19 protein-coding genes, 5 tRNA genes and 3 rRNA genes are annotated in these 21,682 nt (G+C 30.9%); 23 read left to right on the top strand and 4 right to left on the bottom strand.

Features of this window, described 5'->3' with window-relative positions; all coding sequences use genetic code 4:
- The first annotated feature begins 9 nt into the window (after nucleotides 1-9).
- Nucleotides 10-94: transfer RNA gene (locus tag HTZ87_RS00475), tRNA-Leu, on the top strand.
- Between the two features lie 161 nt (nucleotides 95-255).
- Nucleotides 256-331: transfer RNA gene (locus tag HTZ87_RS00480), tRNA-Thr, on the top strand.
- A 77-nt stretch (nucleotides 332-408) separates the two neighbouring features.
- On the opposite strand, the gene HTZ87_RS00485 is transcribed toward HTZ87_RS00480, so the two are convergent.
- The 3 genes from HTZ87_RS00485 to rrf form a co-directional block, all read right to left on the bottom strand.
- A complete protein-coding gene (locus HTZ87_RS00485) occupies nucleotides 409-990 on the bottom strand; it encodes a hypothetical protein (protein WP_174892620.1) in 582 nt (193 codons plus the stop codon).
- 154 nt (nucleotides 991-1,144) lie between these two features.
- Nucleotides 1,145-1,456, bottom strand: a complete 312-nt coding sequence (locus tag HTZ87_RS00490; RefSeq protein WP_174892621.1) for a co-chaperone YbbN — start codon at nucleotides 1,454-1,456, stop codon at nucleotides 1,145-1,147.
- A gap of 130 nt (nucleotides 1,457-1,586) precedes the next feature.
- Nucleotides 1,587-1,692: ribosomal RNA gene (rrf, locus tag HTZ87_RS00495) — 5S ribosomal RNA — on the bottom strand.
- 133 nt (nucleotides 1,693-1,825) lie between these two features.
- On the opposite strand from rrf, the gene HTZ87_RS00500 reads away from it, so the two are divergent.
- From HTZ87_RS00500 to HTZ87_RS00590, 19 genes are all read left to right on the top strand, one after another.
- Nucleotides 1,826-3,454, top strand: a complete 1,629-nt coding sequence (locus HTZ87_RS00500) for an ABC-F family ATP-binding cassette domain-containing protein (RefSeq protein ID WP_174892622.1) — start codon at nucleotides 1,826-1,828, stop codon at nucleotides 3,452-3,454.
- Complete coding sequence (locus tag HTZ87_RS00505) at nucleotides 3,454-4,143, top strand: 16S rRNA (uracil(1498)-N(3))-methyltransferase (RefSeq protein WP_174892623.1); 690 nt, start codon at nucleotides 3,454-3,456, stop codon at nucleotides 4,141-4,143. Before HTZ87_RS00500 ends, HTZ87_RS00505 begins: the two co-directional genes overlap by 1 nt.
- A gap of 134 nt (nucleotides 4,144-4,277) precedes the next feature.
- On the top strand, nucleotides 4,278-5,711 hold the full coding sequence (gene pyk / locus HTZ87_RS00510; protein ID WP_174892624.1) for a pyruvate kinase: 1,434 nt from the start codon (nucleotides 4,278-4,280) through the stop codon (nucleotides 5,709-5,711).
- Nucleotides 5,712-5,826: 115 nt separating this feature from the next.
- Nucleotides 5,827-5,910 (top strand) — tRNA-Tyr (locus tag HTZ87_RS00515).
- A 5-nt stretch (nucleotides 5,911-5,915) separates the two neighbouring features.
- Nucleotides 5,916-5,990: transfer RNA gene (locus HTZ87_RS00520), tRNA-Gln, on the top strand.
- A gap of 97 nt (nucleotides 5,991-6,087) precedes the next feature.
- Nucleotides 6,088-7,536, top strand: a complete 1,449-nt coding sequence (gene proS / locus HTZ87_RS00525; protein ID WP_174892625.1) for a proline--tRNA ligase — start codon at nucleotides 6,088-6,090, stop codon at nucleotides 7,534-7,536.
- Between the two features lie 128 nt (nucleotides 7,537-7,664).
- Complete coding sequence (locus HTZ87_RS00530; RefSeq protein ID WP_174892626.1) at nucleotides 7,665-8,117, top strand: MG284/MPN403 family protein; 453 nt, start codon at nucleotides 7,665-7,667, stop codon at nucleotides 8,115-8,117.
- Complete coding sequence (locus HTZ87_RS00535; RefSeq protein ID WP_174892627.1) at nucleotides 8,086-9,192, top strand: hypothetical protein; 1,107 nt, start codon at nucleotides 8,086-8,088, stop codon at nucleotides 9,190-9,192. Before HTZ87_RS00530 ends, HTZ87_RS00535 begins: the two co-directional genes overlap by 32 nt.
- On the top strand, nucleotides 9,170-9,574 hold the full coding sequence (locus HTZ87_RS00540) for an MHO_1590 family protein (RefSeq protein WP_174892628.1): 405 nt from the start codon (nucleotides 9,170-9,172) through the stop codon (nucleotides 9,572-9,574). The genes HTZ87_RS00535 and HTZ87_RS00540 overlap by 23 nt, the downstream gene beginning before the upstream one ends.
- Before the next feature lie 16 nt (nucleotides 9,575-9,590).
- On the top strand, nucleotides 9,591-9,824 hold the full coding sequence (locus tag HTZ87_RS00545) for a phosphopantetheine-binding protein (protein WP_174892629.1): 234 nt from the start codon (nucleotides 9,591-9,593) through the stop codon (nucleotides 9,822-9,824).
- A 41-nt stretch (nucleotides 9,825-9,865) separates the two neighbouring features.
- Entirely contained in the window at nucleotides 9,866-10,714 is an 849-nt protein-coding gene (truB, locus tag HTZ87_RS00550) for a tRNA pseudouridine(55) synthase TruB (protein WP_174892630.1), read from the top strand.
- Nucleotides 10,702-11,526 (top strand): YcsE-related riboflavin metabolism phosphatase, encoded by an 825-nt coding sequence (locus HTZ87_RS00555; protein ID WP_174892631.1) that lies wholly within the window; start codon nucleotides 10,702-10,704, stop codon nucleotides 11,524-11,526. The genes truB and HTZ87_RS00555 overlap by 13 nt, the downstream gene beginning before the upstream one ends.
- A 1-nt stretch (nucleotide 11,527) precedes the next feature.
- The gene (locus tag HTZ87_RS00560) at nucleotides 11,528-12,394 is read left to right on the top strand and encodes an FAD synthase (protein ID WP_174892632.1); all 867 of its coding nucleotides are present in this window, start codon (nucleotides 11,528-11,530) and stop codon (nucleotides 12,392-12,394) included.
- Between the two features lie 125 nt (nucleotides 12,395-12,519).
- The gene (gene rpsO / locus HTZ87_RS00565; protein ID WP_174892633.1) at nucleotides 12,520-12,786 is read left to right on the top strand and encodes a 30S ribosomal protein S15; all 267 of its coding nucleotides are present in this window, start codon (nucleotides 12,520-12,522) and stop codon (nucleotides 12,784-12,786) included.
- A gap of 61 nt (nucleotides 12,787-12,847) precedes the next feature.
- Nucleotides 12,848-13,039, top strand: coding sequence for a 50S ribosomal protein L28 (gene rpmB / locus HTZ87_RS00570; RefSeq protein WP_174892634.1), 192 nt, complete (start codon nucleotides 12,848-12,850; stop codon nucleotides 13,037-13,039).
- Between the two features lie 225 nt (nucleotides 13,040-13,264).
- A 16S ribosomal RNA gene (locus tag HTZ87_RS00575) occupies nucleotides 13,265-14,770 on the top strand.
- Between the two features lie 311 nt (nucleotides 14,771-15,081).
- Nucleotides 15,082-17,968, top strand: a 23S ribosomal RNA gene (locus HTZ87_RS00580).
- A gap of 165 nt (nucleotides 17,969-18,133) precedes the next feature.
- Nucleotides 18,134-19,105 carry a recombinase RecA gene (gene recA, locus HTZ87_RS00585; protein WP_174892635.1) on the top strand — a complete coding sequence of 324 codons (972 nt, stop codon included), beginning with the start codon at nucleotides 18,134-18,136 and terminating at the stop codon, nucleotides 19,103-19,105.
- Between the two features lie 53 nt (nucleotides 19,106-19,158).
- Nucleotides 19,159-19,710 carry an inorganic diphosphatase gene (locus HTZ87_RS00590; RefSeq protein WP_174892636.1) on the top strand — a complete coding sequence of 184 codons (552 nt, stop codon included), beginning with the start codon at nucleotides 19,159-19,161 and terminating at the stop codon, nucleotides 19,708-19,710.
- A gap of 51 nt (nucleotides 19,711-19,761) precedes the next feature.
- On the opposite strand, the gene HTZ87_RS00595 is transcribed toward HTZ87_RS00590, so the two are convergent.
- Nucleotides 19,762-19,837: transfer RNA gene (locus HTZ87_RS00595), tRNA-Lys, on the bottom strand.
- A 62-nt stretch (nucleotides 19,838-19,899) separates the two neighbouring features.
- Here HTZ87_RS00595 and gltX point away from each other — a divergent pair.
- Both gltX and HTZ87_RS00605 read left to right on the top strand, forming a co-directional pair.
- Entirely contained in the window at nucleotides 19,900-21,309 is a 1,410-nt protein-coding gene (gltX, locus tag HTZ87_RS00600) for a glutamate--tRNA ligase (RefSeq protein WP_174892637.1), read from the top strand.
- A gap of 1 nt (nucleotide 21,310) precedes the next feature.
- Nucleotides 21,311-21,682, top strand: a complete 372-nt coding sequence (locus HTZ87_RS00605) for a hypothetical protein (protein WP_174892638.1) — start codon at nucleotides 21,311-21,313, stop codon at nucleotides 21,680-21,682.

A 21,682-nucleotide genomic window follows, 5' to 3' on the forward strand; every position in this document is an offset into this window, starting at 1 on the left:
TTTACACCTGCGCGGATGGTGAAATTGGCAGACACGCTAGATTTAGGCTCTAGTGCTTTACGGCATGAGGGTTCAAGTCCCTCTTCGCGCACCATTTGAACATTAATACTTAAAAAAAGTATTATTTTTTTAAACATTTTTAATTAAATTTAATAACAAACAAAAACTAAGAGTGAGAAACTTAGTTTTTTTATGAAATAAAAGCAAGAACAACACGTATTCTTACTTTTTATGTTAAAATATATCTATATATGTGCCGTCATAGCTCAGCAGGTAGAGCACTTCCATGGTAAGGAAGGGGTCGCTGGTTCGAGTCCAGTTGTCGGCACCATTTTTTTATATCAATTTTTGAAATAAAAATTAACTTATTTTACTATGTCATAGTTAAAAAAGTAAAAAGCAGGAAATTTAAAGTTCCTGCTTTTTATTCTTCTCTTTTTCATAATTAGAAACTGAAATAACTTTTTCGTTTTCCAAATCATAAATTTGATATCCGTCAAATTCTTTTACTTTATTTATTGCTTCGTCTACGTTTGATACAACTGCAATATTATCTAAAATAAGTTCTTCTTCATCTGTGTTGTATCTAAAACCTCAATTTATGTCATATTTTTGTTTAGCTTCGTTTATGAAATTTATTAATTTATTTCTTTGATCTCCAGAGAGATCATCTAATTTATCGATTCAATTCAAATTAATTTTTAATGTTCCTAAATTTTCGTTTTTAAAAGCTACAATATAACCTTTTTTGTCAGTAAAAACATTTCATCCAACTAAAGGAGTATTATCTTTTTGATTAGAAAGTCTTATATCATATAATTCTTTTTTAGCTTTAATATCCCATGTATTTGCATTAAAAAAACTAGCCATATCAATAAATAAATTATTAAGATGATATCTAAGTGATTTTCCTCTTAAAAATTTTACAAACCCTTGTGTGTGCTCTCTTTGTTCTTCTATTATTTTTTTCTTTACTTCTTCTTTTTCCAATTTTTCTCCTTAAATATTTACATTTTTTATTAATCAACATTAAAAATTATATTACTTTTAACTTTTGATTATGATTAATATTTTTTAAATATACTAAAAATGAATATTATGGAAAAATAAAAAATTAACATTTTTTCAATGTTAATTTAATATGTTATTTAATGAAAGGTGCAACTTGTTCTTTTAAAATTTCGTATGGTACGTAACCTGAGAAATCTTTAACTTCTTTGTCACCTTTAAATACTTTAGTGTAAGGAATTCCTTGAACACCATTTTCAAGAGCAAATTCTCTGTTGTGATCAATATTAACTCTTAAAACTTCAACATTATCGTTAGAATCTAATTGTTCTAAAGAACCTTTGTACATTCTACATGGACCACATCAATCAGCGTAAAAAACAACTAATTTTGTTTTTTCACTTTTTAATGCTTCAGAAATAATTTCTTTGTTAGCTTCTTTTAGCATATTGCCTCCTTAATTTTTAATAATCATAATTATAGCATTTAAATAAATTTAGTCAAAAAGTTTATTTTTTTTATAAAAATAGGCTAAAAACGCTTTTTTATACTTTTTAATGACTTAAAAAAAGATATAAAAAAAGCAGCTCCCTATTTTCACCATTTGGCTATCGTCGGCGTAAAGAGGCTTAACTACTGAGTTCGGAATGGATTCAGGTGGGCCCTCTTGCTCTTGCTACTAAGAATAGTATACACCATATTTTTAAAAACCAAAAATATTTTTTTATTTTTTTTAAAATATTTTTGATTTGTAAAGATGCAAAAATAAAATTGCTATATAATTTATATTATTAGATCAAGAAAAAAGGAGTAAAACATGATTGAAGTTCAAAATATTAGTAAAATTTTTAGTGATAAAAAATTATTTGAAAATGTAAATTTAAAATTTACAGAAGGAAATACATACGGAATAATAGGGGCTAATGGTGCTGGTAAATCAACATTTTTAAAAATTTTATCAGGCCAAATTGAAGCTACAAGTGGTCAAATTGTAATTGAAAAAAACAAACGTATTTCAGTTCTTTCACAGGATCATAATGCTTATGACCAAATGAATGTAACTGAAGTTGTAATTATGGGTAATACTGACTTATATAATGTATTACAAGAAAAAAATGCAATTTATGCAAATCCTGATGCAACAATGGAAGATTATACAAGAGCAGGAGAATTGGAAGATAAATATGGTGAATTGGGTGGATGAACAGCTGAAAATGACGCTCAAGAATTATTAAGTAATTTATCTATTCCAAAAGAAAAATGAAACGTAAACATGAGTGAGTTAACAGCTAACCAAAAAATTAAGGTTTTATTAGCTAAAGCCTTATTCGGAAATCCAGATATTTTAATAATGGATGAGCCGACTAACCACCTTGACTTACGTTCAATTAAATGATTAGAAAACTTCTTGATCGATTATCCTAACGTTGTTATTGTTGTTAGTCACGACAGCGATTTCTTAGATTCAATTTGTACACATATAGTTGATATTGACTATAGTGAAGCTAAAATTTATACAGGTAACTACAGTTTCTGAAAACAATCTTCAGAATTAGCACGTGAAATGATGAAACAAAGTAACCTTAAAAAAGAAGCTCAAATGGAAAAACTTAAAGATTTCATTGCTCGTTTTAGCGCTAATGCATCTAAATCAAAACAAGCAACATCTAGAAAGAAAGCTTTAGAAAAAATTTCATTAGATGAAATTAAGCCTTCAAATCGTAAATATCCATATATACGTTGAGACATGAATCGTGAACATGGAAAACAAATTTTAAATGTTGAAAACTTAACATACAAAAACGATTTAGGACAAACATTATTTGAAAATGTTTCATTTACATTGAGGCCAGGTGAAAAAATGGTTATTGTTGGTGACGATGATATCGCAAAAACAAGATTATTAGAAATAATTTTTGGTGAACGTGAAGCAACTTCAGGAACAGTTGAATGAGGTCAAACAATTACACCAAGTTATTTCCCAAATGATAACGCAAAATACTTCAATACTGATGAAAACATTTTAGAATGAATTTCGAAATGACCACTTCTAAATAAAATTAAAGAAAACCAGGAAAATGATGACGCTAGAATGCGTGGATTCTTAGGTAGAATGTTATTTAGTGCTGACTCAGTATTCAAAAAAGTTAATGTAACTAGCGGGGGTGAAAAAGCACGTTTAATGTTCTCTAGAATGATGCTTTTAGAATCTAATTTTATTATTTTAGATCAACCTTTAGATCACTTAGATACAGAAAGTATTGATTCAGTTATTGAAGGTGTTCAAAACTATAAAGGTGGAGCTATTTTCACAACTTACAACAGAGCATTTGTTAACCAATGTGCTGACGTAATTTTAGAATTACAATCTCCAACAAAAAGCTTTTTATTTAGAGGTACTTTAGAAGAGTACGAAGAAATTATGATGCAAGATCAGGATAAATAATGAACCGTTTCTTTGTTAAAGAAAAACAAGATAACTATTTTATTTTAGATAAAGAGGCTCAAAAACATATAAAAGTTTTAAGACTCGATGGTAAAAAAATTATTTGTGTATACCAAAATAGTTTTTTTGAATGTCAAGTAGAGTCAAATAGAGCAATTATTCTAAAGCAAATAGAAGAAAATCATGAATTTCAAAACGATGTAATTTTATTAATGAGTTTAATTAAATACGATCGTTTTGAGTGGCTTTTGCAAAAAAGTACAGAATTAGGTGTTAAAAAAATAATACCGATAATAACCGAACATACAAATGGTGAGCTATATTCTTATAATAAATTTGAAAAAAAACGTCAAAGATTTGAAGAGATTTTAAAAAATGCAGCTGAGCAGTCATTTAGAAATCAGATTCCGGTTTTAGGTGAATTAGTCAAGCTATCACAATTTAATTTTGATGACGATTATGAAATTTATTTAGCACACGAAAAAATTGATTCTAAAAGTCAATTAATTCCTGATTCTATACAACAAAATGTTTATTATGTTGTTGGTCCAGAGGGTGGGTTTTCTGATTCTGAACTAGATAAGTTATCAGAAAAACAAAAAAATATTAATTTTGTCTCTTTAGGTAATAGAATTCTAAGAGCAGAAACAGCTGCTATTTATATGATTTCCAAAACTAAAAATTCTTAATATCATTAAGTTACGCTTGAAAAACTTAATATATCAAGAATTTTTTTAAATATACTTTAAAATCATTATCATAAAAGCATTTTTTTGGTAAAATAATGAATATAAAATAATCAAAATAATTAGGAGAAAATTAAATGAAAATTATAGATAAAAGAACTAAATTAGTTGCTACTATCGGACCTTCAAGTGATAATATTGACACATTACGTACATTAATTGAAAATGGTGTAACAACAATTAGAGCAAACTTCAGTCACGGTTCACACGAAGAACAAGCAAACAAATTCAACATGGCAAAACAACTTTCTAAAGAACTTAGAATTCCTGTTTCTTTAATGTTAGATACAAAAGGACCAGAAATTCGTGTTGGAAAAATGAAAGATGGTGCTCAAGTTGTTGAAGCAGGTTCAACAGTTTTAATTCACACAACACAAGATAAATACCTTAACTTTGAAGGTATCCCAACAGAAATCACAGTTGCATATGACATGGATAAAGATTTAGTTGTTGGAAACCAAGTTTTAATCGATGACGGTAAATTATCAACAGTTGTAACAGAAGTTGGTGAAGGATACGTTAAAGTTAAAGCAGAAAACACACACAAAGTTAAAACAAACAAACGTGTTAACTTACCAGGTGTTGACTTCTCATTACCATTCTTAGCAGAAAAAGATATCAATGATATTAAATTTGGTATTACACAAGGAATCAACTATGTAGCTGCTTCATTTGTTAACTCAGCAAGAAACGTAAACGAATTAAGACAATTATTAAATGAAAACGGTGGATCACACGTTCAAATTATTTCTAAAATTGAATCACACTTAGGATGTGTAAACATCGATGAAATTATCGAAGCATCAGATGGAATCATGGTTGCTCGTGGAGACTTAGGTCTTGAAATTCCTTACTACGATGTTCCATATCACCAAAAAAACATGATCAGAAAATGTCGTGAAGCAGGTAAACCAGTTATTGTTGCTACACAAATGTTAGACTCAATGGAAAACACACCACACCCTACACGTGCAGAAGTAACAGACGTTTACTACGCAGTTGAATTAGGTGCTGACTCTACAATGTTATCAGGTGAAAGCGCAAACGGACAATTCCCACTTGAATCAGTTAAAACAATGACAGCTATTTCAAAACGTGCAGAAAAAGAATTTTACTCAAGAAACTACTACGAAAGACAATTAGAAAAAGTTTGAGGAAATTCAAATCAATCAGATAAAAGAACTAAAATAGCTTATGAAATTGCTAAAAAAGCAAAAGATGGTGATTACAAATTTGCAGTTGTTTTATCAAGAACAGGTGAATTATTAAAACAAGTTTCTAAATTTAGACCTAATACAATCACAATTGGTATTTTAAATGATGAAAAATTAATTAACGGATTTGGTGCATACTCAGGTGTATTCGTGTCAGTTGATTCATTAGACTTATTTGATAAAGTTAAAGCTGATAACTCATTAGCTGAAGAAGCTTTAAAACCATACGGAATCCAAAAAGGTGATAAATACTTAGTGGTTGAAAACGAAAGTTTTACAGAACACGAAGTTAAATAATATAATACAAACTAAAAGTGCTTAGGCACTTTTTTATTTACTTTTTATTAAAAAATAAATAAAAAAATCCTTGACGCAAATGATTTATATGTTATAATATTAAAGCAAATTACATGGGGGGATAGCAAAGCGGCCAAATGCGGGTGGCTGTAACCCACTTTCTTAGGATTCGGGGGTTCGAATCCCTCTCCCCCCACCATTTTTTGTCCCATAGCCAAGCGGTAAGGCATCGGGTTTTGGTTCCGACACGCGTTAGTTCGAATCTAACTGGGACAGCCATATCACTCTGAAAAGAGTGTTTTTTTATATTTTTTTTGGGCAAAAATTTACTTATTGCATTTTTTTAAAATATATTTTGTTATATAATTATGATAATATGAATAAAGAAAAACAAATAGATAAAATAACTCCAATGGAGTTTGATTTTGCTAAATGATATACAGATGTTGTTAAAAATGGTGATCTTATAGCTTATGGGCCAGCAAAAGGTTCAATTATTTATAAACCAAATTCTTTTGGTATTTGAGAATTAATACAAAAAGAATTAAACAACATATTTAAGTCAAAAGGAATTCAAAATGTTTATTTGCCTCTTTTAATTCCTGAGAACTTATTTCAATTAGAAAAAGAACACATTGAAGGTTTTAACCCAGAATTAGCAACTGTAACTAAAGTAGGTGATAAAGAATTAAGTGAAAAATTATTTATCAGACCTACATCAGAAGTTTTATTTGCTGATTTATTTAAAAAATCAATTAACTCATACAATGATTTACCAATTGTGTACAATCAATGAGCTAATGTTTTAAGATGAGAAAAAACAACAAACCCATTTTTACGTACTAGAGAATTTTTATGACAAGAAGGACACACATGTCATGATAATCCACTTGAAGCACGTAAATTAACACGTGAAATGATTTCTACATATGCTAAATTCTTAAAAAATTATTTAGCTATACCAACAATAGTAGGTAAAAAAACACCAAGAGAAAAATTTGCTGGTGCTTGTTCTACATATACAATTGAAGCTATGATGAAAGATGGTAAAGCTTTACAATCTGGAACAAGTCACTACTTAAATCAAAATTTCTCTAAACCATACGGAATTAAATTTAAAAATAAAGAAAATAAAGACGAATTCGTATACCAGACTTCATGAGGTATTTCTACTCGTTTATTAGGTGCAATTATTATGACTCATGGTGATAATAGAGGTATAATAATTCCTCCTAGAGTTGCTCCAATTCAAGTTGACATTCTTGAATTATTTGCTAAAAAAGAACCTAAAGTTCATGAAGTTGCAGCTGACTTAAAAGCAAAAATTGGTCGTAAATTCAGAGTGCGTTTAGATTCTACCGATAAAAATCCTGGTTACAAAGCTTCAAATAGTGAAATACAAGGTGTTCCATTACGTATCGAAGTTGGACCAAGAGATCTTGCTGAAAATAAAGTATTAGTTGTTAGAAGAGATACTTTAGAAAAACAATTATTAGATATTGATGAATTAAAAGATTTAATACCAACATTACTTGATGATATTCATAATAATTTATATGATTTAGCACAAAAAAGATTAGAAGATAATACAGAGTACGTTTATAACTACGCTGACTTTAAAGAAAAAATTAAAGAAAATAAATTTATAGTAGCTCCATTTTGTTGTGATGACTACGTAGAAGAAAAAATTAAAGAAGAAACAGGAGCTACAGCAAGATGTATTCCTATTAAATTGTTCAAAAAGCCATTTAAAGATAAAAAATGTTTTATTGATGGTTGTGATAAACAAACTAATAGATACGTTGTTTTTGCGAAGGCATATTAAAAACTGGTAAAATTTTCATTTTTCGCAAAATTAAAAAGGAAAAATCGGCATTTTTTCCTTTTTTTGTTCATTTTTAAGAAATTTCCAAAAAAATTTATATAAATAAAAGTGGAAGGAGAATTAGAAAAATGAATAATGTAAGTGTTGATCCAGAAGTAAAAGCATTTGAAGAGTTGAGATTACATGATATTGTAAAAGATGTTGAAAACGACAAAGAGCTTTATGCTTATGAGTATAAATTGGTTGAAATGATTTTCAAAACACATTGAAAATTTAGAGAGATATTCAAAAGAAAATTAATGGGAGAAAATTTTAAAGAGAGGTTTTATCATAAAAAATTAAACGACGAACAAAGAGAGTGGCTGCTTAAAATGGCAGAAGGTAAAAATAGCATTGTAAGAATGATTTTAGATAATATGACACATAAACATTCGTGAATATTAGAAAAATGTTATTTAGATAAAAGTACAATGGATAATACTTTGTGATATGAACAACATTTTTCTAAGACAACTTTTTACAAAGTTAAACGTGAGGCGGTAAAAGAGTTTGTTTCATACTATACAGGAATATTCAATTAGAAACAATGAATATGTTTCTAAAAATTTAGTTTATGAATATAACGATTTTAGAATTAATAGAAAAGTTTATGAAGATGGTCTAAATTTAGATTATCATTTGGAAATTTTTAATTATAAAAATAATAAAGATCTATATTTATTTTGTGATTTTATAAGTAATAGAGAAACTAAAGATTGGGTCGTAGAATTATGATTTAAAGGAATTAAACAAATAAGTTCAAATAATTCTAAATTTATCACAAATCTTTCGTCACTAACAAAATCTAAAAATGAACATTTAGATAATTTTAAGATTATCATTAAATCTGTTAAAACGAATAAAATAGTTGAAAGTGCAGAGTTTACTCGTTATATAAATGATAATCAAGAAATTTTCAAAATGCAAAATAAGAGCAATCTTTTAAAAATACAGTATTCTACTATTTTTAGAATCAAAAATAATCAAGTATTGACACACAAAAAATACTGGAATTTAATATTTGATCTTGAAAACTTAAAAAATGCTATACCCATTTTTAATGTTTTAAATTTATTTGTAACATTCGACGCAAATACCGTATCTTTAAAATCTTACCAAACTAGTTCTTTAGATTTTAATGTAAATAATATATCTTTAAACATAAACGGTCTGGGTTTAAAAAACGAAAAAATAAAACTAAAAAGCATAAGAAATACCTTAAAAAATAACGAGAATAAATTTGACTTGTTAAATTTTTATATTGATGAATATATTAAATATATACCTGATGAACAAAAATATATAAAATCTCTAGATGAGAACAGTAATAAGAAAATTGTTATTCCAAAAAATTACAACGGTAAATTAGTTTTTATATTTGATATAGATACTACTTTTGGAAGTTTCAAAATTTTAAAAGAAATGAATTTTGAAAATAGTTTATCTGTTGAAAAACAAAAAACTAAAAAATTTGAATTAAATGATATAACCGATAAGAGAATTTTTTTGAGTAAATTAAAATATACCATTTCTTTTAGAGATTTTTATGATCTTAAAAATAAAGCTAATATTAGTTATTTTTTAAAGAAAAATGATGAATATCAGGTTAATTTATAAAATCGGATCTTTTATTTTAACTTCAAGTATTGTAATTGGTTTGGTTTATTTAGGTTATAAAAAAATAAAGAATAAAAATATAGGATCAAATAGCGAAGGTGAAATAAAAGATAAAAAATATAATTCTAGCGATTCTTTTGTTTTTCCGGAAATAGATAAAAAATCTTTGATTAAATTTATTAAAAAAGATGAATTTGGTGAAAATTTTATTGATCAAGAAATCGTTAAAAATTTAATATATAATTTGATACTTAATGCAAATGAAAATAATGCAGAATTAAATTTTGATTTTATACAAAAAAGTAATACAGAGATAGAAGTTTATATCGAAGTATCTTACAAAAACGAAAAATACTACAAAGTATATGAAATTAAAATTTAATTGATATAATTAAAATATGAGTTTAGATTATCAAAAATGAATTATTAGTCAAATAGAACGTTTATCAAAGAAAAAAGTCGAATATGATGCATATATTAAGGATATTAATATTGACTCTTTAGACTTAGCAGAAGTAATTATTAATCTAGAAGAAAAGTACGGAATTGTAATTTCTGATGAAGAAATTATGAATATTGAAAAAGTAAAAGATGTACTAGAATTAGTCTCAAAAAAGGTTGACGAAAAGTAAGCTATTTTAATTTTTAATTAGAATAGCTAACTTTTTATTTTATGTTTTATAAATATCATAAAGCAACAGGAACAATGACTAATAAGAGTGTTAGAGGTTTATCTAAAGTTTTTTTTACCAAAAAAATAGGTCATACTGGAATTTTAGACCCATTAGCATCGGGGTTAATTGTTGTTGCAACCGAATATGATACTAAGTTGTTAGAATATATTAATCACAAAAATAAAATTTATATTGCAACTTCTCAACTTAATTTAAGTTCTGATACTTTAGATATTGATGGTGATGTGACTATACATAATTTTCCTAAAGTAACTTTAGAAGATTTAAAAAGAGCAATAGAAATTGTTACAAAAAGAAAAACACAAATACCACCAAAATATAGTTCTAAAAAAATAAATGGTCAACACGCCTATGATTTAGTTAGACAAGGTAAGGAATTTGAATTGAAACCTCAAAATATTGAAGTTATTGATTATAAATTAATTGATTTTGACTATGAAAAGCAAGAATATAAAATAATGTTTAATGTTTCGGAAGGGACTTATATTCGAACTTTATTGTACGATATTTCGTTAGAGTTAAATAATACTAGTGTAATGACTTCATTAAAAAGAACTGGCGTTGGTAACGTGAATCTTGATGATTTAGATATCGAAGATTATAAACAAATAGATTTTGACTTACTCTTCGATATTGAATCAATTTATCTAACCGAAGAGTGATCTAAAAAGTTATTTAACGGTCAAAGTTTCAAAATCTCAAAAGAAGACAAAGATGTATTTTTTATTAAAAATACTAACAATGAAGTTTGTTGTGTCGGGAGAATTGAAAGCAACTTTTTTTATCCTAAAAAAGTTTTTACAGAAAGGCTATTATGGAAAGCGTAAAATTAGAAAATATTATTAAATTAGCTGCATTTGATGTGGATGAAACTTTATTACCAAATGGATATACAAAGTTTTCAGAAAATACAAAATCTATCTTTAAAAGTTTAAATGATAAAGGTATTAAAACTGTTGTTTCAACTGCTAGAGAATTTGCTACAATAGGTGATTTTTTAGAGCAGCTATCACCTGTGGATTATTTTATGGGAGCAAACGGGGCATTTATCTGAGATGTAAAAAATAAAAAGTTTATTTTTAAAAATACATTAAAACGTGAAGATGTTATTAAACTTTACGAAAAATTTGGAGAAAAAGTTAGAGGATTTGCGGTAAGTGATTTTGATAAAATTTATAATTCTGAGGGTATGAATTTAAACACTTGATTCATAAAACCTTTTGAAAAAAATTATCGTGCATTTCAACCTGAATTATTAAGTGAAGATGACTTATATTTAGTAACAATTACTTCTACAGAAAATATTAGAGAATTACATGAAGAATTCAAAAAATTTATTGAAGAAAATAATCTAAATATGGAAATATCATCACGTTGATCTCAAGGTTTCTTTATAAACCCGTTATCAGTTAATAAAAGTAATACTTTAAAATTTCTATTAGATAAATTAAATTTAACTTATGATAACTTAATTAGTTTCGGAGATAGCTCAAACGATTTCGAAATGATTAGGGATGCTTATTATGGTGTTGCAATGCAAAGAGCTGGCGAAAAAATAAAAGCTGTTGCAAATGATATTGCATTGGACGCTATTCACGATGGTGTTTATTTAAAATTAAAAGAATTGAAATTGATTTAAATTGACAAACGATTTACTTATTTATAATTTAAAAAATTTTGAAGCACAAGAAAACGATGCTTTTTTAATCGGAGCCTTCGAATCTTTTCATTTAGGACACTATCAACTTTATAAGGAATTATTGAATTATAAAGGCAGAAAAATATTAATAAACTTCAACAACGACGATACTAAGCATTTATTTGATAAAGATATCATTTACACAAATGAATCAAAATATTTTTCTATTTTGGAACTAGAATTTGATGCGATAATAGAACTTAATTTTTCTGAAATAAAGAATTTAGATGGTATTGAGTTTATTAAAAAAATTGCACAAAATAAGAAAGTTTCATTTATTGCTGGTAATGATTTTCGTTTTGGGAAAAACGCACAATATAAATTGCAAGATATTCCCAAATATATTGAAAATATAGAAGTTAAAAATATCGAGATTTTTAAACTATTAAATATCAAAATAAGTTCCTCGATGATTAAAGATTCTTTAAAATTTGGTGATATTGATTTGGCAAATAAATTATTAGTAAGAAATTATATTTTTAATGGAGTTCTAAAGGAAAATATGACTTTAGAATTACCTAATAATTTATTAAGAATGCAACCCGGAATTTATACATCCTTCATGCATATGAATGATTTTACTTTTTTCTCACTTCTATATATAAATTTAGAAAGCGAATATCAAGTCCTATTATTTGAAGCTGACCAAGATTTTGATTGACATTCTTTTCACAATAAAGAAGTTTTCGTTGAAGTTCTAAGACAGTATAGAAAAATATCAGATAAAAATTCAGATAAAATTTTAGATACTGATTTTATAGATAATAAAAAATACTTTTTAGAAAAATATTCAAATGATAAATATTAAATATATGTTATAATTCAAAAGCATTTAACAAATAAAAGTATGCAAAACATAAATTTTAACTAGGTTTAATTTTAAATTAATAATTATGCTTGGTTAAAACATAATTTTAAATTTTAAGGAGAATTATGGTTTCAAAAACTAGAAAAGCTGAATTAGTTTCACAATTCGGTAAAAATGCAAAAGATACAGGAAACATTTCTGTTCAAATTGCTATTTTAACTGAAGACATTGAAAAATTAAAACCACATTTTTTAAACAATCCAAAAGACAATCACTCACGTAGAGGTTTCTTAGCTAAAATCTCACAACGTAAAGTTTTATTAAAACATTTAAAAGCATCTGATTTAAACGAATACAACAAAGTAACTGATTTATTAAACATTCGTAAGTAATAATCTTTTATATTATATTTACACAATAATAATTAATTTAATATAACAAGGAGATTAATATATGTCAAGAAGATGTCAAATATCAGGTGTTGGACCACAATCAGGTAACAAACGTTCACACGCTTTAAATGCTTCAAAAAGAAAATTTAATGTTAACTTACAAAAAGTGAGAGTTACAATCGATGGACAAAGAATGTCATTAAGAGTTTCAGCTAAAACTTTAAAAACTTTGAAAAACCAAGGTTTAATATAAAAATAAAAAAAGTGCGAAAAAGCGCTTTTTTTATTTTTGTTTTAGGTTATAATTATTCCAACACATTTATCCAGATAAATATTCTATATTTATAATTATTTAAAAAAATAAAAAAATATTTCTTGTTATTTGATTTATGTGCTATAATAATTGAGCTACCCATTAAGAAGGTAGACAAAAAGTTCTTTGAAAACTAGATATATACAATAAAACATGACAGTCAATTTTTTCGAGAGTTTGATCCTGGCTCAGGATGAACGCTGGCTGTGTGCCTAATACATGCATGTCGAGCGGAGTTCTTCGGAACTTAGCGGCGAATGGGTGAGTAACACGTACTTAACGTGCCCTCTAGATTGGGATAACGATGAGAAATTATCGCTAATACCGGATACTTATTAGTTTGGCATCAAACTAATATAAAAGGAGCGTTTGCTTCACTAGGGGATCGGGGTGCGGAACATTAGTTTGTTGGTGAGGTAATGGCTCACCAAGACGATGATGTTTAGCGGGGTTGAGAGACTGATCCGCCACACTGGGACTGAGATACGGCCCAGACTCCTACGGGAGGCAGCAGTAGGGAATTTTCCACAATGGACGAAAGTCTGATGGAGCGACACAGCGTGCAGGAAGACGGCCTTCGGGTTGTAAACTGCTGTTATAAGGGAAGAAAAAGCAATAGAGGAAATGCTATTGCCTTGACGGTACCTTGTCAGAAAGCAACGGCTAACTATGTGCCAGCAGCCGCGGTAATACATAGGTTGCAAGCGTTATCCGGAATTATTGGGCGTAAAGCGTCTGTAGGTTGTGTGTTAAGTCTGGCGTTAAAACTTGGGGCTCAACCCCAAATTGCGTTGGATACTGGCACGCTAGAATTGTGTAGAGGTTAGCGGAATTCCTAGTGAAGCGGTGAAATGCGTAGATATTAGGAAGAACACCAACATGGCGAAGGCAGCTAACTGGGCACATATTGACACTGAGAGACGAAAGCGTGGGGAGCAAACAGGATTAGATACCCTGGTAGTCCACGCTGTAAACGATGATGATTAGCTGATAGAGAACTATCGGCGCAGCTAACGCATTAAATCATCCGCCTGAGTAGTATGCTCGCAAGAGTGAAACTTAAAGGAATTGACGGGGACCCGCACAAGCGGTGGAGCATGTGGTTTAATTTGAAGATACGCGTAGAACCTTACCCACTCTTGACATCTTCCGCAAAGCTATAGAGATATAGTGGAGGCTAACGGAATGACAGATGGTGCATGGTTGTCGTCAGCTCGTGTCGTGAGATGTTCGGTTAAGTCCTGCAACGAGCGCAACCCTCATCCTTAGTTAAATATCCTAAGGAGACTGCCCGAGTAATTGGGAGGAAGGTGGGGACGACGTCAAATCATCATGCCTCTTACGAGTGGGGCAACACACGTGCTACAATGGATAGTACAAAGAGAAGCAATACGGTGACGTGGAGCAAATCTCAAAAAACTATTCTCAGTTCGGATTGTAGTCTGCAACTCGACTACATGAAGTCGGAATCGCTAGTAATCGTAGATCAGCTACGCTACGGTGAATACGTTCTCGGGTCTTGTACACACCGCCCGTCACACCATGGGAGCTGGTAATGCCCGAAGTCGGTTTTGTTAACTACGGAGACAACTGCCTAAGGCAGGGCCGGTGACTGGGGTGAAGTCGTAACAAGGTATCCCTACGAGAACGTGGGGATGGATTACCTCCTTTCTACGGAGTACATAAGTTACAATTCATTTTAGTAACAATTACTAACTTTTAAGACCATTTTTATTTATTTAATATTTGAGTCATGGCTTTCTTTAATGGTCAGAAAGATTTATATATCTAGTTTTGAGAGAACTTCTCTCTTTGTTCTTTGAAAACTGAATAGTAAAGATAAATTAATATAACAACGACATCAAAAAAATAAATTAAATTAGTCAATTTGTTTTGTGATACCGAGTAATTATTATTAAAATAATAATTTATTAAAATGTCTTTGAATACATCAACAAACAATAGGAAAATATTGAAATAACTTTTAAATAAGTAAGAGTGAGTTGTGGATGCCTTGGGTCTGGAAGTCGAAGAAGGACGTGATTACCTGCGATAAGCCTCGTGGAGCTGGATATAAGCTACGATACGGGGATTTCCGAATGGGGAAACCTAATTAGAGTAATATCTAATTGCATTAGAATGAATACATAGTTCTAATGACGAGACACGTTGTGAACTGAAACATCTTAGTAGCAACAGGAAGAGAAAATAAATAATGATTCCATTAGTAGCGGCGAGCGAACATGGAAGAGCCCAAACCAACATTTATGTTGGGGTTGTAGGACTATCTACATGAAGTTACAAAATTTTGTCATAGCAGAATAAGTTGGGAAACTTTAGCATAGAGGGTGATACTCCCGTATGCGAAATGGCAAGATCTTCTGATAGTATCCTGAGTAGGGCGGGGCACGTGAAACCCTGTCTGAATCTGCCGGGACCATCCGGTAAGGCTAAATACTAACCAGACACCGATAGTGAACTAGTACCGTGAGGGAAAGGTGAAAAGAACCCCGGGAGGGGAGTGAAATAGAATCTGAAACAACTTACTTACAATTAGTCAGAGCGCGTTAATGCGTGATGGCGTACATCTTGCAGTATGGACCGGCGAGTTATGTTAACATGCGAGGTTAAGTGGATAAAAGCGGAGCCGTAGAGAAATCGAGTCTTAATAGGGCGCTTAGTATGTTGACATATACCCGAAACCATGTGATCTATTCATGAGCAGGCTGAAGCTTGGATAACACCAAGTGGAGGGCCGAACCGTAGTACGCTGAAAAGTGCCCGGATGACTTGTGAATAGCGGAGAAATTCCAATCGAACTTGGAGATAGCTGGTTCTCCTCGAAATAGCTTTAGGGCTAGCGTGTGATGTTAAACTTTGGTGGTAGAGCACTGAATATGGAATGGCCGCGCCTAGCGGTACTGACTATAATCAAACTCCGAATACCATTGTGTATTATCATGCAGTCGGAACCGGGGTGCTAACGTCCCGGCTCGCGAGGGCAACAACCCAGATCGTCGGCTAAGGTCCCAAAATCGTGTTAAGTCAGAAAGGTTGTGAGTTTTCATAAACAACTAGGAGGTTGGCTTAGAAGCAGCCACCCTTTAAAGAGTGCGTAATAGCTCACTAGTCAAGAGAACTTGCGCCAATAATGTAACGGGAGTAAAACACGATACCGAAGCCACGGGTACGAAAGTACGTTAGAGGAGCGTTCTTAGTGCGGCGAAGTCAGACCGTGAGGACTGGTGGAGCGCTAAGAAGTGAGAATGCCGGTATGAGTAACGATTTGAGGTGAGAATCCTCAACGCCTATTGGGAAAGGTTTCCTGGGGAAGGTTCGTCCACCCAGGGTTAGTCAGGACCTAAGGAGAGGCCGAAAGGCGTATCCGATGGATAACAGGTTAATATTCCTGTACTGGCTGTACGTAGTGATGGAGTGACGGAGAAGGATAACACTACCACTTAATGGATTGTGGGGTAAGTAACGACTGGTGGATATAGTTAAATGCGTATCCTCTAACCGGGAGTTGCGAGTCATAGGCCGAAAGGCTGAATTGTGTGATTTCATGCTTCCAAGAAAAGCTTCTAAACGTTTAAACGTATGGTCACCTGTACCGAGAACGGACACACGTTCCCAAGATGAGTATTCTAAGGCGAGCGAGAAAACCAATGTTAAGGAACTCTGCAAATTAACCCCGTAAGTTCGCGAGAAGGGGTGCCAACTTTTGGTTGGCCACAGTAAATTGTGAGGGGCAACTGTTTATCAAAAACACAACTCTCTGCTAAACCGCAAGGTGATGTATAGGGGGTGAAGCCTGCCCAGTGCCCGAAGGTTAAGTGGATGCGTTAGCTTATGCGAAGCGTTGAAATGAAGCCCGGGTGAACGGCGGCCGTAACTATAACGGTCCTAAGGTAGCGAAATTCCTTGTCGGCTAAATACTGACCTGCACGAAAGGCGCAATGATCTCTCAACTGTCTCAACATTGGACTCGGTGAAATTATGGTCCCAGTGAAAACGCTGGGTACCCGCATCAAGACGAAAAGACCCCATGGAGCTTTACTACAACTTCGTATTGGAACTTGGCCTAACATGTGTAGGATAGGTGGGAGACGCTGATGCTAAGACGCTAGTCTTAGAGTAGTCGACCTTGAAATACCACCCTTGGTATGTTGAGTTTCTAACCTGTCGCCGTCATCCGGCGAGGAGACAGTGCGTGGTGGGTAGTTTGACTGGGGCGGTCGCCTCCTAAAAAGTAACGGAGGCGTTCAAAGGTACACTCAATACAGTCAGAAACTGTATGTAGAGCGCAAAGGTAGAAGTGTGCTTAACTGCGAGACCTACAAGTCGAGCAGGTGCGAAAGCAGGACTTAGTGATCCGGCTGTACGTCATGGAACGGCAGTCGCTCAACGGATAAAAGTTACCCTGGGGATAACAGGCTTATCTTGCCCAAGAGATCACATCGACGGCAAGGTTTGGCACCTCGATGTCGGCTCATCGCATCCTGGAGCTGGAGTCGGTTCCAAGGGTTTGGCTGTTCGCCAATTAAAGCGGTACGCGAGCTGGGTTCAGAACGTCGTGAGACAGTTCGGTCCCTATCTGATGTGGGCGTTGGAATATTGATGAGAGCTGCTCTTAGTACGAGAGGACCGGAGTGGACGTACCGCTGGTGTTCCAGTTGTTCCGCCAGGAGCATAGCTGGGTAGCTAAGTACGGAAAGGATAACCGCTGAAAGCATCTAAGTGGGAAGCCTCCTCAGAGATAAGTATTCCCTTGAAATTCCTTGTAGACTACGAGGTTGATAGGATGGATGTGTAAGTGTAGTAATACATTTAGCTGACCATTACTAATAAATTGATAGGTTTAGAAGTTAAGGTGTATTTAAGACATTTTAATGAATTATTAATTTACTATTCAGTTTTCAGAGAATAAGCCCAGAAGGGCATTTTTTTATATAATTTATTATATATTTTAATAAAAAGTGTTCTTTTATAGTGCTATTTTAGTTTTACAGACAATTATTATTCGGAGGAATAATGAATAACGATCAAGAATTAAAAAATATTATAAATATAATTGAGAAAAAATATGGTAAAGAAACTATCATGTTTCTCGGAGATGTACCAGAAATAGATTTAGAAACATTTCACAGTGGGAGTTATATACTTGATAACTTGTTAGGAGGATTCGGGTATCCAAAAGGTAGAATTATAGAAATATACGGACCAGAAAGTTCAGGTAAAACAACTCTAACTTTACATGCTATTGCTGAAGTTCAAAAACAAGGAGGTTTAGCTGCTTTTATTGATGCTGAACACTCTATTGATCCTAGTTTTGCACAAAAAATTGGGGTAGATACAGATCAGCTAATTTTATCTCAACCAGATTCAGGAGAACAAGCTTTAGATATTGTTGATATTTTGGTTAAATCAGGAAAAATTGACTTAATTGTTGTAGATAGTGTTGCAGCTTTGGTTCCTGAATCCGAATTAAATGGTGAGATGAGTGATCAACAAATCGGTGCACAAGCAAGACTTATGTCAAAAGCACTTAGAAAAATAACTGCAAATTCAAACAAAAATAAAACTACTATAATATTTATTAACCAAATAAGAGAAAAGGTAGGAGTTATTTTTGGTAGTCCTGAAACAACACCAGGAGGACGTGCTTTAAAATTCTATTCATCAATTAGGGTTGAAGTTAGAAAAGGTAGTCCGATTGTTGAAAATAAAGATATTATTGGTGCAGAGATAAAATTAAAAGTTGTAAAAAATAAAATAGCACCACCGTATAAAAATGCACAAACTGAGTTCTTTTTTGATTCAGGAATTGATAAATTAAATGAACTTGTTGATATGGGTGAACTATTAGGTAAATTTACTAAAAAAGGAGCTTGATACTATGTTGATGGAAATAGTGTAGCTCAAGGTAAAAAGAACATGAAGGAATATTTAAAAGAAAATACTGAATTACAGCAGGAAATAATTAATTCTCTTAGAAATAATTAAAGTTTATTAGTATTAGTTTAAATATTGTCTTTAAATTATTGTATAATATAGGAATGAAAAATATAATAGATGTAAAAATTGAAATACAAAAAAATTCAAGAATAAAATATGAATACAATAGAAAAACAAAAGCTATAGAAGTTGACCGTATTTTACGTGGAGACTTCGTTTATCCATGTAATTATGGTTTTGTTCCAAATGCTCTTGATTGAGACGGTGATGAATTAGATGTTTTATTATATTCTGAAGAAACATTCCAACCAGGAGTTTCATTAAAAGCTAGAATTATTGGTGCAATGAAAATGATTGATGATGGTGAAACTGATACAAAATTAGTTGCAGTACATGCTGATGATTATCGTTTAGATAACATAAAAACTTTAGAAGATCTACCGGAACCATTTTTAAAAACAGTTGAAACATTTTTCAGTACTTATAAAAATTGAAAAAGACCAGGGATTACAAAAGTATCTGGTTTTGAAAATGTAGATTGAGCTTTACAAGAATATGAAGAATGTGTACATTTAATGAACGAATACGGTTCAATGGATAAAAAAGAATTTATAACAAAAATGCAACAAGAACATCCTGAAAAGTATGAATAATATAAAAATGCTAGGTTGCTAGCATTTTTGAATAAAAAAAGTATAAAAAAATGGTACATCATACAGGGTTCGAACCTGCGACCCACTGGTTAAGAGCCAGTTGCTCTACCCGCTGAGCTAATGATGCACTAAAATTATATTCTTTTTACAAAAATATAAATTTATTTTTTAAAAAAAGGAAAATACAATATGAAAAAAATTAGAACAAGATATGCACCTAGCCCTACAGGGTTTTTACACATAGGTGGTGCTAGAACTGCGTTATTTAATTATTTATTTGCTAAACATAATAATGGTGATTTTATTTTCAGACTAGAAGATACTGATATTAAAAGAAATGTTGAAGGTGGAGAAGAATCTCAATTAGAAAATCTTGCTTGACTAGGTATAGTGCCAGATGAATCACCACTTAAACCAAATGAAAAATATGGTAAATATAGACAAAGTGAAAAGTTAGATAGATATAGAGAAGTTTTAAATCAATTATTCGAATTAGGTGTTGTTTATAAAGCGTATGATACTACTGAAGAATTAGAACAACAAAAATTAGAGAGTGATCAAAAAGGAATTCCTAACTTTAGATATGATAAAAACTGATTAAAAATCAGTGATGAAGAACGTCAAAAAAGAGATAAAAATGGTGAATATTCAATAAGATTAAGTATTCCTAAAAATGAAGAATTATCTTGAAATGATATTGTTAGAGGTAAAATTTCATTTAACTCAAGTGATATCACAGATTGAGTTGTATTTAAATCTGACGGGTATCCAACTTATAATTTTGCGGTTGTTGTTGATGATCATGACATGGAAATTACACACGTTTTAAGAGGTGAAGAACACATCGGGAACACTCCTAAACAATTAGTTTTATACAATTACTTAAAATGAGATAGACCTGAATTTGGACACCTAACCATTATTACAAATATGGAGGGTAAAAAGTTATCTAAACGTGATACATCATTAAAACAATTCATTTCTGACTATAAAGAAGAAGGGTATGTTCCACACGGTATATTTAACTTTTTAACACTATTAGGTTGAACCGCACATGATGGTAGCGAATTAATGTCTCACGAAGAAATAATTGCTAAATTTGAAGCAGAAAGATTAAGTAAGAGCCCTACAAAATTTGATATCTCTAAAATGAACTGATTTTCAAAACAATATCTAAAAAACACTGATAGTACAGAATTACTTTACTTATTTGAAAACGAAAGTAACTTTTCGAATGAATGATTAAATATCTTTATAGATACATTTAAGCAAAGTTGTGCAACAACAAGTGAATTACTTGCTAATTTAGATATCTATAAAAATCCTATTAATACAAAAATTGAATTTTCACAAGAAGAATTAGAAGTTGTGTATAAGTTTAAAGAATTACTAGTTAATAAAGTCAAAAACAACTTGTTCACAATTGAAGACATTCAAGAAGTAATTCAAAGTGTTCAAAAAGAATTAAATGTAAAAGGTAAAAAGTTATTTATGCCTATTAGATTAGCAGCAACTTCACATGAACATGGTCCTGAATTAGCTAAAGCAATTTATTTATTTGGACAAGATTTTATTTTAGAATCTTTAAATAAGTACTAATATGAAATTAAAATTTTTATCAATAATTCATCAAAATGGTGAAGATAACAAAATTGAATTTGAAGTAGAATACCAAAAAGCAGTTGATGGTAAATTTACTTCATATGACTTTTTAGATCCGCAAAGTAAAGATAAAAATAGAATTGAAATTAGCGAAGATGAAATAAATATTTTTTCATCTAATGCAAGCATATTTTTAGCTTACCAAAACGAAGTTGACTTTGAATACGAAATAGGTGAACAAAGTATCTCTTTAACATCACACTGAACTTTTAAAGACTTTAATGATACTAAATATCAATTTAAATATTCTTTAAGTAGTAGTGGAATGGAAATAGGTAATTACGATATTACAATTGAATTAATAAAATAA

Source organism: Mycoplasma sp. OR1901 (assembly GCF_013348745.1).
Lineage (GTDB): Bacteria > Bacillota_I > Bacilli_A > Mycoplasmatales > Metamycoplasmataceae > Mycoplasmopsis.